Genomic DNA, 13,792 nt, shown 5'->3' on the forward strand with positions numbered 1-13,792 from the left:
TTCCCCTCCCTTCATGAGTGTTCGCCTCTACATCGGCAACCTGCCGCAAGACTTCGACAGCAAAGCCCTGGAGTCTCAGCTCGCCAATGTGGGAGAGGGGATCCGTTTCAAAGCGGTGCTTGACCGAGAGACGGGCACCAGCCGGGGCTTCGGCTTTGCCAATGTTAATGACGAAAAAGTCGCCGATGCTGTGATCGAACAGTTCAACGGCAAGGAGTTCGGTGGCCAGTCTCTGCGGGTGGAGCGGTCCGAGCGCCGCGACAGCAACGCCGGCGCCGCGGGTCGCCGTGGCGGTCGCGATCAGGGCCATGCGCCTGGCTCAGCCCGTAAAGCGGTGAATAAAGTGGTTCATAGCGATGCCAAGGCTGAAGAAGCACCCGATCCGCGCTGGGCGGGTGAACTCTCCAAGCTGAAGGACCTGCTCGCCAATCAGAAAACCGCCGTCTGAACAAAGACCACACAACAGTGACAGCCCGGGATTGAACATCCCGGGCTTTTTAGCGCGCCTGGGCGATCACAAAGGAGCGGGGCAGCTCAAGCAATTTACCAAGACGACTCACATAGGCCCGATGGTTGAACACGTCGTAATCGAGCCGTTCAATCGCATCAAGAATGCCGCGATATAAACGCAGAGAGGTCCACACCGGCCAGCGTGCATCGCCTGACAACCAACGCACACCCGCTTCGGAACGGGCAAACCAGAAGCGCGCACGCTCGAGCTGGAACATCATCAGATCGCGCCAGGCCTCATTCAGCCGACCGGCCAGGAGGTCGGCCTCGGAATAACCGAATCGGTCGAGATCTTCCAAGGGAAGATAGATGCGACCACGGGAGCGATCTTCACCCACGTCGCGAAGAATATTGGTGAGCTGATTGGCGATACCGAGGGCCACAGCAGCATCGGAGGTGTTGGGATCATGGCTCCAGGGGGCCGTGGTGTAGGCCGGATCCAAGCCCATCACGCCCTGGGTCATCAGGCCCACCGTGCCCGCAACGCGGTAACAGTAGAGACGCAGATCGTCAAAGGTGGGATAACGGGTCCAGGTGAGATCCATCCGCTGCCCTTCGATCATGTCGAGATAGGGCTGAATCGACTGCGGGAAACGCTCCAAGGTGTCGACCATCACCGCATCAAGATCACTGCCAACCCGCCCGGCAAACACCGCGCGGGTGTTCTCCTCCCAACGATCGAGTCGCTCAGCCAGTTCCGCCTGAGGGCGGGCCTGAGCTTCGGCACTGTCCATCAGTTCATCGGTGCGACGACACCAGACGTAAATCGCCCAGATCGCCCGCCGCTTCTCGGGAGGCAGCAGCAACGTGCCCAGATAGAAGGTCTTGGCCCACTCGGCCGTCTCCTGTCGACAGGCTTCATAAGCCCGCTCCAGAGCCCCGCTGAGAGCCTGACTCCCGCGGTCCTGGGAGGGTTCGGGCGGCGCGAGGGTCATGAGTCAAGCCGTGACCGGCGCACCGACATTGGCCAATGATTGCAGGTGGTCGCGTTGGCGGTCCACCGCCTGGGCACAGAGCTTGCCGCTGAGCACGGCCCCTTCCATCGAAGCCAGATAGCGCTGCATCGTGTAATCGCCTGCGAGAAAGAAGTTGGCAATCGGAGTGGTCTGATCCGGACGCAACTGCTGGCAGCCAGGGGTGGTTTTGTAGACAGACAAAGGCGTTTTCACCACCTTGTATTTGCGCAGGGTGGCGGGCTCGTCGCCACCGAAGTGCATGGGGAACAGCTTCTTCAGTTCGCCCATGGTGGCCTCGATGATCTCCTCATCCGGGCGACCGATCCAATCCTTGGCCGGAGCAAACACCAGCTCGAGCATGGAGCGATCGGGATCCTCGTATTCCTTGCAGGTGATGCTCATGTCGGCGTAGACACTGAGCAGGGGAGAGCGGCTGAACAGCAGGTGATCGATATCGGTGAGCTTGCGGTCAAACCACAGATGCAGATTGATCACCGGCACACCGCGCAGGCCATCCAGCTTGCGGAACACCTCCATCTGCTTCCAGGGCTCGGGAAGCAACAACTTGAACGGATCCACCGGCAGAGCACTCACATAGGCATCCGCTTGCACCTCACGGGGCTCCTGTCCCTTCACCCCACCGATCTGGAAACCAGCCACGCTGCCATCGGCGTTGAGGCGAATCTGCCGCAGGGGGCTGTTGCGATGCACCTTGCCACCCAGGGCTTCGATGTGATCCACGATCGGCTGGCACAGTCGTTCCGGCGGTGCCCCGTCAAGGAACGCCATCTGAGAACCGTTCTTCTCCTGCAAAAAACGGTTCAGGGCCGTGAGCACCACCGTGGCTGAAATTTCATCGGGATCGATGAAGTTCAGTGCCTTGCTCATGGCGATGAACACCTCATCATTCACGCGCTCCGGGATGTTGTGAATGCGTAGCCACTCGGTCCAGGAGTACTGATCGCACTCCTCCACGTAGCCCTGGCCGCGGAGCATGGCGGGCACCAGCCCCAGTCCGAACGCGATCTTTTCGGGCCAGGTGAGCATGTCGTTGTTGCCCAGAATCGCCGCCACGCCATTGACCGGTGCGGGGAGATCCGGAAAATCGAAGCGGCTGTAGGTGCCGGGCTCCTCCGGCTGGTTGAAGATCATCGAATGGCTCTTCCACTGCAGCCGGTCTTCGATGTTCAACTCTTTGAAGAGCTGCAGCATGTTCGGGTAAGCCCCGAAGAAGATGTGCAGACCGGTTTCATACCAGTCGCCGTCCTCGTCTTTCCAGGCCGCCACCTTGCCGCCCAGCACATCCCTGGCTTCGAGCACGATCGGGGTATGACCGGCGTCCGCCAGATATTTGGCGCAGGACAGACCGGCCAGACCGGCTCCTGCAATGGCGACGCGCATGGCTGTCTCGAAATCGTGAAGCCAACCTTAAAAGGACCGCTTCCCCGGCCGCTTCCTAAAGTCGATTTCAACAGCCACCGGAGCCTCCGCTCGCCCCCCTGCCATGGCCGAGACCCTGCTGAAGTGCACCACCCGCCACGTCCGGCTGTTCACCGCCCGGGTGGAGAACGACAACCTGGTGCCGGCTGACGACCAGCTCACCCTGGATCTCGACCCCGACAACGAATTTCTCTGGGATGACGCCGCGATTGCCACGGTGCAGCAACGATTCCGTGACCTGGTGGACCGTCAGGCCGGCCAGGAGCTGAGCGATTACACCCTGCGGCGCATCGGCTCCGAACTTGAGGGCTGCATTCGCGACCTGCTGCAGAGTGGCGCCCTGAAGTACAACCCGGCCTGCAGGGTGCTCAACTATTCCATGGGTCTGCCCCGCACCCCAGAACTGCTGTGAGCCGTTCCCCCTACGACCGCCCCCGGCCCACCCGTCGCAGCAGCGAACGCCGCTATGAGGAGAGCCGCTATGGCCCACCGCCAACGGGTGGTGGTGGTCCGGGTGGGCTCAAATTCAACGGGGCCACCGCCGCCGTCCTCGCCGGCGTGCTCGTGATCGGCATCGGCATCGGCAGTGCCGTCACCAGCACCACCCAAGGCGATCAGGGCAACATCGCCAGCAGCCAACAGCTGGACATGGCAGTGCCGGATCCGGAGTTCTGCCGGCAATGGGGTGCCAGTGCCTATGTGATGGATGTGGAGATGTACACGACGATGAACCCGGTGAGCAGCTTCGTGACCCAACCGGCACTGCAGGCCGGTTGCGTGATCCGCCGGGAGAACTGGGCCGTGCTCCGCAAGGAGGGAGCGATCACTCCCGCCCAGGAGCGGGAATGCAAGCAACGGATGAACACCTTCGCTTACATCGGCTCCATCCGCGACAAGCCCGTGGTGCGCTGCGTCTATCAGACCGACATCCGGGAGAACAAGTTCATCACCAAGGGCGTCGCTGACGATTCCGTCGGCATCACCCCGGAAGCGGATCAGTTCTGATCCATCGCTTCGATCACCCCGCTTCCGCCACCGCTTCCCCCTCCTCCATGGCGCTGCGGCTCTGACGCAGGGGGCTGTCGGCACTGGCAAACACCGGCAGCACATCGCGGCGGAACGCTTCCGCTGCCCTGGAGCAGTAGCGGGCGGGGTGGCTGATCAGCTTCAGTTGCCGCCGCACCTGCAGATCCACCACCGAGGGTTTATAGAGGGTGCCGGCATTGAGCTCCCGCTCAATCGAGACCACCGGCAGAAAGGCGGCACCCAGGCCGGATTGCACCGCATTCTTGATCGCTTCCAGAGAGTTGAGCTCCATCTCGATCCGCAAACGCTGCACATCAAGGCCGGAGCGCGCCAGCAGCTGATCCACCATCTTTCGGGTGGTCGATTGGGCATCGAGGCAAACGAAGCCGAGCCGGTAGAGGTCGTCTTTGCTCAGCTCCAGCAAGCGGGCCAGCGGATGCTTCACCGGCAACACCAGAGCCAGTTCATCGCTGGCGTAGGGCACCACCTGCAGCAGCTCGTTGAGCTCCGGGGGCAGTTCACCGCCGATGATCGCCAGATCGATCTGACCGTTGGCCACACTCCAGCCGGTGCGCCGGGTGCTGTGCACATGCAGCTGCACGGCCACATCGGGGTATTTCTGCCGGAACAGGCCGATCATCCGTGGCATCAGATAGGTGCCTGTGGTCTGGCTGGCGCCCACCACCAGGGAGCCTCCCTTGAGGTTGTGCAGATCGTCGAGGGCGCGGCAGGCCTCGTGGCACTGGCTCAGGATCCGGTCGCAGTAACCGAGCAACAGGTGCCCGGCCTCGGTGAGCTGGGCCTTGCGACCACCACGGTCGAAGAGGGAGACCTCCAGCTGCTTCTCAAGATTCTGAATCTGCAAGCTGACCGCCGGCTGGGTGACGAAGAGGCTGTCGGCGGCCTTCTTGAAGCTTCCCTCGCTGACGATGGCGCGAAGAATGCGCAGCTGATCCAGGGTGAACGGGAGATCGGCCATGGGGCCCAGCCACCCGGGCAACGAAGAGCAAAACTGTAAGTGGGATACCCGCTGCGGGAGCGACCGTTCACGGACCGCCAGAATCGCCGCTTGCGATGGCTGTGAGATCCAACCATGCCGCTGAGCGCCCCTCCCACTCTTCACCACAGCAGCCTGGTGATGCTGGCCCTGCTCCTCGCTTTCGCCCTGATCCACAGCGGCGGTGCGGCCCTGCGCAGCCGCGCCGAAGCCCGCATCGGTGCCCGCGCCTGGCGGCTGATCTTCGCGGCTCTGAGCATTCCCTCAGCCGTGGTGGTGATCGGCTATTTCCTGGCGCACCGCTACGACGGCCTGCAGCTCTGGAACCTCCAGGCGGTGCCGGGCATGGTGCCCCTGATTTGGACACTGACGGCGATCAGCTTTCTATTTCTCTATCCCGCCACCTACAACCTGCTGGAGATTCCTGCCGTTCTCAAGCCTCAGGTGCGGCTCTATGCCACGGGAATCATTCGCATCAGCCGCCACCCCCAGGCGGTGGGTCAGATCCTGTGGTGCTTCAGCCATGCCCTCTGGATCGGCAGCAGCTTCATGCTCGTGACCTGCGCCGGCCTGATCGGGCACCACCTCTTCGCCGTCTGGCATGGTGATCGCCGCCTGAAGGAACGCTTCGGCACCGCCTTCGACACCCTGCGGGACAGCACCTCGGTGGTGCCCTTCGTGGCCGTGCTCGATGGGCGTCAGCAGCTCGACTGGCGAGAACTGCTGCGTCCAGCGCAACTCGGCATCGCCATCGCCGTGGGGGTGTTCTGGTGGTCCCATCGCTACATCCCGATCGGCGGCATGGTCTTTCTTCACTCACGGCTCGAGGGCCTGTTGAGCTGAGCTGCCTACACTCAGCATCAGCCTGATTCGCCCGGATGCACTCGGCCGCTGACTTCGCCTGGTTGATCCCGGTGCTCCCCCTGCTCGGTGCTGTCCTCACCGGCCTGGGGCTGATCAGTTTCAACCGCACGATCAATCGGTTGCGCAAACCGGTTGCCGTGCTGCTACTCAGTTGCGTGGGGGCGGCCGCCGCCATCAGTTATGCGGTGCTGCTCGAACAGCTGGCAGGTGCCGCTCCGGTGGAACATCTGTTTGTGTGGGCCAGCGCCGGCAGTTTCAGCCTGCCGATGGGCTACGTGGTCGATCCGCTCGGGGCCGTGATGCTCGCCCTGGTCACCACGATCGCCCTGCTGGTGATGCTGTATTCCCATGGCTACATGGCGCACGACAAGAGCTACGTGCGCTTTTTCACCTACCTCGCCCTGTTCAGCAGTTCAATGCTCGGGCTGGTGTTGAGCCCGAACCTCCTCGAGATCTACGTGTTCTGGGAACTGGTGGGGATGTCGTCGTATCTGCTGATCGGCTTCTGGTACGACCGCGACGGTGCCGCCCATGCCGCCCAAAAAGCTTTTGTGGTGAACAGGGTCGGGGATTTCGGGCTCCTTCTCGGAATCCTCGGTCTGTTCTGGGCCACCGGCAGCTTTGATTTCCAGGGCATCGCCGATGGCCTCTCCGCTGCGATCAGCTCAGGCGTGGTGCCCGGCTGGGCCGCTCTCGCCCTCTGCCTGTTCGTGTTCATGGGGCCGATGGCCAAGTCGGCCCAGTTCCCCCTGCACGTGTGGCTGCCCGACGCGATGGAAGGCCCCACCCCGATCTCCGCCCTGATCCACGCCGCCACGATGGTGGCCGCCGGCGTGTTCCTGGTGGCCCGCCTGGAGCCGCTCTACGCCCAGTTCCCATCGGTGGGTCTGGTGATCGCCGTGGTGGGCACGATCACCTGCTTTCTGGGGGCATCGATCGCCCTCACCCAGATGGATCTCAAGAAAGGGCTGGCTTACAGCACCGTGAGCCAACTGGGCTACATGATGCTGGCCATGGGTTGCGGCGCCCCGGTGGCCGGGATGTTCCACCTGGTGACGCACGCTTTCTTCAAAGCGATGCTCTTCCTCTGCTCTGGCTCGGTGATCCACGCCATGGAAGACGTGGTGGGGCATGAACCCGTGCTGGCGCAGGACATGCGCCTGATGGGCGGCCTGCGCGGCAAGATGCCGATCACGGCGATCACCTTCCTGATCGGCTGCATCGCCATCAGCGGCATCCCCCCCCTCGCCGGCTTCTGGAGCAAGGACGAAATCCTCGGCCAGGCCTTCGGCACATTCCCGCTGTTGTGGGCCGTGGGCTTTCTCACCGCAGGCATGACGGCCTTCTACATGTTCCGCCTCTACTTCCTCACCTTCGAAGGGGAGTTCCGCGGCACGGATACGGCGCTGCAACACAACCTGCTCGAAGCCGCCGGCAAAACTGCGGACGAAGACCATGGTCATCAGGCCGGCAGCGTGCATGAATCCACCTGGTCGATGACCCTGCCCCTGGCGATCCTGGCGGTGCCGTCGGTGCTCATCGGCCTGCTCGGCACCCCCTGGAACAGCCGCTTTGCTGCCCTGCTCAATCCAGAGGAGGCGGTGGAGATGGCTGAACACTTCAGCTGGGGAGACTTCCTGCCCCTGGCCGGTGCCTCTGTAGCCATCTCGTTGCTGGGCATCAGCATCGCCGTTCTCGCCTATCTGCTGCATCGCCTCGATCTGAGCCAGCTTGCGGCCGCTCGCTTCCCGGCGATCAATGCCTTCCTTGCCAACAAGTGGTATCTCGATGCCATCAACGAAAAGCTCTTTGTTCGCGGCAGCCGCAAGCTGGCGCGCGAGGTGCTGGAAGTGGACGCCAAGGTGGTGGATGGCGTGGTGAATCTCACCGGCCTGCTCACCCTGGGCAGCGGCGAAGGCCTGAAATACTTCGAGACCGGCAGGGCGCAGTTCTATGCCTTGATCGTGTTCGGTGGCGTCATCGCCCTGGTGGTGCTGTTCGGCGTGCTCGGCAGTCCGATCAGCTGATCCGTTCGCGCCCTGACGGCCTCCAGACGCGTTGTGTGTGTCAACGCCTATCGAGGCGATGCGAACCGGGCCAGGATTTCTACACTCCAGCCAGTGCTGAAAAGGCCTGGCCGTGCTGGATTTCGCCGTCAGTCCACCCTTCGATCCCACGTCGGCTCTGGTGCCTGACGCCCTCGAAGCCGGTGTTCCCTGGCTGAGCCTTTCGATTCTGTTTCCGATCGTCGGCGCCCTGATCGTGCCCTTTGTGCCCGACAAGGGAGACGGCAAACAGGTGCGCTGGTTTGCGCTGGGCATCGCCCTGGTCACCTTCCTGATCACAGCTGCTGCCTACCTCAATGGCTACGACCCCAGTGTCAGCGGCCTGCAGCTGTCGGAACGGGTGAGCTGGCTACCGCAGCTCGGACTCACCTGGGCCGTCGGCGCCGATGGGCTCTCCATGCCCCTGATTCTGCTCACGAGCTTCATCACCACCCTGGCCGTTCTCGCCGCCTGGCCGGTCACCTTCAAACCGAAGCTGTTCTTTTTCCTGATCCTGGCGATGGATGGCGGGCAGATCGCCGTCTTCGCTGTGCAAGACATGCTGCTCTTCTTCCTGGCCTGGGAGCTGGAGCTGATTCCGGTGTATCTGCTGCTGGCGATCTGGGGAGGCAAGAAACGCCAATACGCCGCCACCAAATTCATCCTCTACACCGCCGGAAGCTCCTTGTTCATCCTGCTGGCAGCCCTGGCCATGGGTTTCTTCGGGGGTGGAACACCGAGTTACGAATACAGCGTGCTGGCACAGAAGGGCTTCGGCACCGGCTTCCAACTGCTCTGCTACGCGGGCTTGCTGATCGCCTTCGGCGTCAAGCTGCCGATCGTGCCCTTGCACACCTGGCTGCCGGATGCCCACGGCGAAGCCACCGCTCCTGTGCACATGCTGCTGGCCGGCATTCTGCTCAAGATGGGTGGTTACGCCCTGATGCGCTTCAACGCCGAGTTGCTGCCGGCAGCGCATGCCCAATTCGCGCCGCTGCTGGTGGTGCTTGGGGTGGTGAACATCATCTATGCCGCCCTCACCTCCTTCGCCCAGCGCAATCTCAAACGCAAGATCGCCTACAGCTCCATCAGCCACATGGGTTTCGTGCTGATCGGCATCGGCAGCTTCAGCGCCCTCGGCACCAGTGGCGCCATGCTGCAGATGATCAGCCATGGTCTGATCGGCGCCAGCCTGTTTTTCCTGGTGGGAGCCACCTACGACCGCACCCACACACTCCAGCTCGATGAGATGGGCGGCGTGGGCCAGAAGATGCGGATCATGTTCGCCCTCTGGACGATCTGCTCCCTCGCCTCCCTGGCCCTGCCCGGCATGAGTGGCTTCGTGAGTGAATTGATGGTGTTTGCCGGCTTCGCCACCGACGAGGCCTACAGCCTCACCTTCCGCATCGTCATCGACGGCCTGGCTGCCGTCGGCGTGATCCTGACCCCGATCTATCTCCTCTCCATGCTGCGGGAGATTTTCTTCGGCAAAGAAAACAGCCAGCTGGTGACCAACACCAACCTGGTGGATGCCGAACCGCGCGAGATCTACATCATCGGCTGCCTGCTGGTGCCGATCATCGGCATCGGTTTGTATCCCCGGCTGATGACCGACAGCTACCGCAGTTCGATCGAGGCGCTGGTGGATCGGGATGTGGTGGCGATGGAACGGCTCAAACAACCCACGGCGCCGATGATTCGCAGCCTCTCACTGGCGCCGGCCCTGTTGCAGGCTCCGGCGCTGCCTGTGGGCGAATAACCACCAAGGGATCGGAGCTGGCATCTCCTTGTTCTCCTCGATACCCTCAGCGCAGTGATGTCACAGCGTTGTCGGATGCCGAGCTGAGCCGCGGAAGTGAGGGGGGGGCGCGCCTGGCGATCCGCCTGCTTCAGGATGCGGCGCAGCGCGGCGATCTCGATCCCTGGGATGTGGATGTGATCGCCGTTGTGGACGGCTTTCTCGATCAGCTCCGTCAGCGCATTGCCGTGCCCCGTCAGGTGGCGCACGCCCTTCAGGGTCGTGGTGGCAGCTACGAGCAGGATCTGGCCGACAGCAGCGAAGCCTTTCTGGCCGCCTCCGTGCTCGTGGGCCTGAAAGCGGAAGTGCTCGAAGCCCAGACCTTCCCCCCGGAGCCAGTGCTGGAAGAGTGCTGCGAAGCTGAGCTGGGGGATCAGGGCTGGCTGAATCCGGAGTTCGACCTGCCCCGTCGACCGGAACGCTTGCTGGAGCGCCGCCCGGTGGCCCCACCACCGTTGCGGCGGCCGGTCACCCTCGGCGAACTGATCGAACAGCTCGAATCGATCGCCGAACAACTCGACTCCGACGAGCTGGAGCTGCGGCGACGCCAACGGCAGAAGCGCTTCAGTCGTCGCGAAGCGATTGCCCAGGTGGCCGCCCTCGCCCACCGGGAGAAACTGCCGGAAACCACCGCTGCCCTGGGCGTGTTCCTGAGCCGTTGGGAGGCAGCCCTTCACTGGACCGATTTCGAAACCCTCGTTCAACGCTGGGCGGAAGCTGCGGCTGCGGATCTGGACACCGATCGGGTGGGGGTGTTCTGGGCCCTGCTCTTCCTCTCCTCCCAGGGACAGGTGGAGCTGCAGCAGGAGGGGCACCTGCATGCCCCACTCCGGCTGAAACGGGTGCTGGCATCAGGCAGTGCGGCCCAGTTGCCGCTCACAACGCTGCAGGTGCCAGCTGTCATGCCGGCCGAGGAGGCGAGGGTGGCGTAAGCGGCCCTTTATGTTGATGCATCCGAACTGAGGCCTCGAGACGTCGATGAAGGCGATGATCCTGGCGGCGGGCAAGGGAACGCGGGTCCAGCCGATCACGCACGTGATCCCTAAGCCGATGATCCCAATCCTGCAGAAACCGGTGATGGAGTTTCTGCTGGAGCTGCTCAAGGAGCACGGCTTCAAGGAGGTGATGGTGAATGTGTCGCACCTCGCCGAAGAAATCGAGAACTACTTCCGCGACGGCCAGCGCTTCGGTGTGGAAATCGCTTACAGCTTTGAAGGCCGCATCGAGGATGGTGAACTGATCGGCGATGCCCTGGGGTCGGCCGGCGGCCTCAAGAAGATCCAGGATTTCCAGCCCTTTTTCGATGACACCTTCGTGGTGCTCTGCGGCGATGCCCTGATCGACCTGGACCTGAGCGAAGCGGTGCGTCGCCACAGGGAGAAGGGGGCGATCGCCAGCCTCGTCACCAAACGGGTGCCTCGCGATCAGGTGAGCAGCTACGGCGTCGTCGTCACCGACGAACAGGACTGCATCCGCGCCTTCCAGGAAAAACCGAAGGTGGAGGAATCCCTCAGCGACACAATCAACACCGGCATCTACATCTTCGAGCCGGAGATCTTTGCCCACATTCCCTCCGGTCAACCGTTCGACATCGGCTCCGACCTGTTCCCGAAGCTGGTGGAGCTGGGGTCGCCCTTCTATGCCCTGCCGATGGATTTCGAATGGGTGGATATTGGCAAAGTGCCCGATTACTGGCAGGCGATTCGCAGCGTGCTCCAGGGCGAGGTGCGTCAGGTCGGCATCCCGGGCAAGGAGGTGCGGCCAGGGGTCTATACCGGCCTGAACGTGGCTGCCAACTGGGACACGATCAAGGTGCAGGGCCCGGTGTATGTGGGTGGAATGACCAAGATCGAAGATGGCGCCACCATTCTCGGCCCGTCGATGATCGGCCCCAGCTGTCACATCTGCGAAGGCGCGGTGATCGACAACTCGATCATTTTTGATTACTCACGGATCGGCCCCGGGGTGCAGTTGGTGGAGAAGTTGGTGTTCGGCCGCTACTGCGTCGGCAAGAACGGCGACCACTTCGATCTGCAGGAAGCGGCCCTCGACTGGCTGATCACCGATGCCCGCCGTCAGGATCTGGTGGAACCCTCGCCCCAGCAGAAGGCGATGGCCGAGCTGCTCGGCACCGATCTCACGACCGCTGCGAATTAACAGCCTGCGAATTAACAGCCTCTGAGCTGACGCCCGCCTGACGGAGGATCTCCGGGATTCGCTCCTCCGCTTTCACCGCCATCAGGTGCACCCCGTGGGCGATCCCCAGATAGCGACGCACCTGCTCGGCGGCGATGGTCACCCCTTCGGCGGCAGGGTTCTCGGCCCTGGCCAAGCGATCGATCAGGGCCTCGGGAATGCAAGCCCCGGGCACCATCCGATTGATGAACTGGGCGTTGCGAGCCGATTTGAGCAGAAACACTCCGGCCAGCACAGGGAGCTCCAAGGGAGTCGCCAACTCGCGGCAGAAGCGCTCCAGCACAGCGGCATCCATCACCATCTGGGTCTGCACGAACTGGGCACCGGCCTTGCGTTTGCGTTCCAATCGCCTGGAGAGGCCGCTCCAGCTGGAGGCGTGAGGATCGGCAGCAGCCCCCGCAAACAGGCTGGTGGGCCCATCCGCCAGGGTTTCCTTTACCGGATCCAAGCCGCTGTTGAACGCCGTGACCTGCTGGAGCAGACGCACCGATTCGAGCTCATTGACTGGCCTGGCGCCGGGCTGATCCCCCGCCTTCACCGGGTCACCGGTGAGGCACAGCAGGTTGCGGATCCCCAGAGCATGGGCCCCGAGCAGATCCCCCTGCAGCGCAATCCGATTGCGATCGCGGCAAGCCATCTGCAGCACCGGCTCATGGCCTGCATCCAGAAGCAGGCGGCAGAGGGCGAGGCTGCTCATCCGCATCACCGCCCGGCTGCCATCCGTCACATTGATGGCATGCACCCGGCCCCGCAGCAGCTCCGCCATCGCCAGGGCATGGCTGGGATCCCCTCCCCGTGGCGGCATCACCTCCGCCGTGATCGCTGCCTCTCCAGACAGCAGGACGCGCTGCAGCGCACTGACCAAACCGATTCACCCTTGAACCCCGGCCACTATGGGGGATCAGGCCACTGCCCCGCGCCTAGGATGACAAGACAGGCGTGGGAATCGGTGACCATGGCCCATGGCAGCGACTCCGGCTCCCCATCGATCGATCTCTCGACCAGGGAGATCGAAATCGTGGAGCTGGTGGCGGAGGGACTCACCAATCAGGAAATCGCGGAACGCCTCACCATCAGCAAGCGCACGGTGGACAACCACGTCAGCAACGTGTTCACCAAAACCGGTGCCAAAAACCGGGTGGCCCTGCTGAACTGGGCCATGGATCACGGCAAGATCTGCCGGGATGGGTTCAATTGCTGCTCACTGCCTGACGCGACACCCGGCGCGTCCTGATCGGCGAGCGGATCACCCTGGGGATCGCCAGCAGAGAGCAATTCGCCAGAGAAAGCTCAAACAGCGCGGCATAGTCTTCACAGGCTTCCCGGCAGCCGCCCATGAAGCGCAGGATGCCGTCGCTGTCGTAAAGGCCATACATGGCCACCCCCTGCAGATTGCTCTGCGACCTGGGCCGGCAGCGCCGACCCTGTCACTCAAATCTAAAGCAAATCAAAAGCTTTCAGCCACTCCCCGGGCCTGCTCGCCAAGGGCTGGTGCGCCAGCGCCGCATTGCTCCAGCGATCGTCGCCCGTCAACTCGCGGCCACACCAGGGGGGAAGCTCCAACGGCGCATCGGCCGCCGGCAGTTCCACCTCCGCTAACACCAGTGGTGCATTCTCCGCTGCAAACACATCCACCACCCAATCCCCGCCTGGACAGGCGAGGGCAAAGCGCGTCTTGGTGAGGCGATGGGGCGCGAACTGCCAGAGATCCTCCGCATCGGCCACGGGAATGGCGTATTCGAACTCATGGCGGGCAAAACCCGCCGCCGGGGCTTTGAGCGTCAGCCAGGCCTGCTCGGCCCGCCCTTGATCGCTGTCGCGCAGACGCAGTCGCACGGTGACACCCTCGCGCGAACCGGCGAGATACCCCTGACGCAACGGCTGGGCAGCACCGGCCAGGGACCGCCATCCATCCGATGCCACAAGGAAGCGACGTTCGATCTCGAGAGCCATGGCGTTT

The 13,792-nt window shown here is 63.1% G+C and carries 14 protein-coding genes; 9 read left to right on the forward strand and 5 right to left on the reverse strand.

The window, feature by feature from the left end; translation table 11 throughout:
- Positions 1-13: 13 nt before the first annotated feature.
- Positions 14-448: an RNA-binding protein gene (locus SynRS9909_RS12380; RefSeq protein WP_007101398.1), complete on the forward strand. Its 435-nt coding sequence runs from the start codon at positions 14-16 to the stop codon at positions 446-448.
- 49 nt (positions 449-497) lie between these two features.
- Here SynRS9909_RS12380 and SynRS9909_RS12385 read toward each other — a convergent pair whose 3' ends face one another.
- Together SynRS9909_RS12385 and pds are read right to left on the reverse strand one after the other, a co-directional pair.
- A complete protein-coding gene (locus tag SynRS9909_RS12385) occupies positions 498-1,445 on the reverse strand; it encodes a phytoene synthase (RefSeq protein WP_007101397.1) in 948 nt (315 codons plus the stop codon).
- 3 nt (positions 1,446-1,448) lie between these two features.
- Positions 1,449-2,867, reverse strand: a complete 1,419-nt coding sequence (pds, locus tag SynRS9909_RS12390) for a 15-cis-phytoene desaturase (protein WP_007101396.1) — start codon at positions 2,865-2,867, stop codon at positions 1,449-1,451.
- Between the two features lie 103 nt (positions 2,868-2,970).
- Between pds and SynRS9909_RS12395 the strand changes: the two genes are divergently transcribed.
- Together SynRS9909_RS12395 and SynRS9909_RS12400 are read left to right on the forward strand one after the other, a co-directional pair.
- Positions 2,971-3,318: an NAD(P)H-quinone oxidoreductase subunit M gene (locus SynRS9909_RS12395; protein WP_007101395.1), complete on the forward strand. Its 348-nt coding sequence runs from the start codon at positions 2,971-2,973 to the stop codon at positions 3,316-3,318.
- Complete coding sequence (locus SynRS9909_RS12400) at positions 3,315-3,911, forward strand: DUF3172 domain-containing protein (RefSeq protein ID WP_007101394.1); 597 nt, start codon at positions 3,315-3,317, stop codon at positions 3,909-3,911. Before SynRS9909_RS12395 ends, SynRS9909_RS12400 begins: the two co-directional genes overlap by 4 nt.
- Positions 3,912-3,924: 13 nt before the next feature.
- Here the strand turns inward: SynRS9909_RS12400 and SynRS9909_RS12405 are convergent, their stop codons facing one another.
- Positions 3,925-4,911, reverse strand: coding sequence for a LysR family transcriptional regulator (locus SynRS9909_RS12405; RefSeq protein WP_007101393.1), 987 nt, complete (start codon positions 4,909-4,911; stop codon positions 3,925-3,927).
- A gap of 114 nt (positions 4,912-5,025) precedes the next feature.
- On the opposite strand from SynRS9909_RS12405, the gene SynRS9909_RS12410 reads away from it, so the two are divergent.
- The 5 genes from SynRS9909_RS12410 to SynRS9909_RS12430 all read left to right on the forward strand — a co-directional run bounded on the left by SynRS9909_RS12410 (position 5,026) and on the right by SynRS9909_RS12430 (position 11,793).
- Complete coding sequence (locus tag SynRS9909_RS12410) at positions 5,026-5,772, forward strand: NnrU family protein (RefSeq protein WP_007101392.1); 747 nt, start codon at positions 5,026-5,028, stop codon at positions 5,770-5,772.
- Between the two features lie 35 nt (positions 5,773-5,807).
- On the forward strand, positions 5,808-7,820 hold the full coding sequence (locus SynRS9909_RS12415; protein ID WP_007101391.1) for an NAD(P)H-quinone oxidoreductase subunit 5: 2,013 nt from the start codon (positions 5,808-5,810) through the stop codon (positions 7,818-7,820).
- Between the two features lie 112 nt (positions 7,821-7,932).
- Complete coding sequence (locus SynRS9909_RS12420; RefSeq protein WP_007101390.1) at positions 7,933-9,597, forward strand: NAD(P)H-quinone oxidoreductase subunit 4; 1,665 nt, start codon at positions 7,933-7,935, stop codon at positions 9,595-9,597.
- 68 nt (positions 9,598-9,665) lie between these two features.
- Positions 9,666-10,568, forward strand: a complete 903-nt coding sequence (locus SynRS9909_RS12425) for a segregation/condensation protein A (protein ID WP_007101389.1) — start codon at positions 9,666-9,668, stop codon at positions 10,566-10,568.
- Positions 10,569-10,614: 46 nt separating this feature from the next.
- On the forward strand, positions 10,615-11,793 hold the full coding sequence (locus tag SynRS9909_RS12430; protein ID WP_007101388.1) for an NDP-sugar synthase: 1,179 nt from the start codon (positions 10,615-10,617) through the stop codon (positions 11,791-11,793).
- On the opposite strand, the gene SynRS9909_RS12435 is transcribed toward SynRS9909_RS12430, so the two are convergent.
- The gene (locus tag SynRS9909_RS12435; protein ID WP_007101387.1) at positions 11,774-12,697 is read right to left on the reverse strand and encodes a methylenetetrahydrofolate reductase; all 924 of its coding nucleotides are present in this window, start codon (positions 12,695-12,697) and stop codon (positions 11,774-11,776) included. The genes SynRS9909_RS12430 and SynRS9909_RS12435 overlap by 20 nt on opposite strands.
- Positions 12,698-12,787: 90 nt before the next feature.
- Between SynRS9909_RS12435 and SynRS9909_RS12440 the strand changes: the two genes are divergently transcribed.
- Positions 12,788-13,066 (forward strand): response regulator transcription factor, encoded by a 279-nt coding sequence (locus tag SynRS9909_RS12440; RefSeq protein ID WP_007101386.1) that lies wholly within the window; start codon positions 12,788-12,790, stop codon positions 13,064-13,066.
- 203 nt (positions 13,067-13,269) lie between these two features.
- Here the strand turns inward: SynRS9909_RS12440 and SynRS9909_RS12445 are convergent, their stop codons facing one another.
- Positions 13,270-13,785, reverse strand: coding sequence for a CYTH domain-containing protein (locus SynRS9909_RS12445; RefSeq protein ID WP_007101384.1), 516 nt, complete (start codon positions 13,783-13,785; stop codon positions 13,270-13,272).
- Between the last annotated feature and the right edge of the window lie 7 nt (positions 13,786-13,792).

Source organism: Synechococcus sp. RS9909, assembly GCF_014279595.1.
Taxonomy (GTDB): Bacteria; Cyanobacteriota; Cyanobacteriia; order PCC-6307; family Cyanobiaceae; genus Synechococcus_C.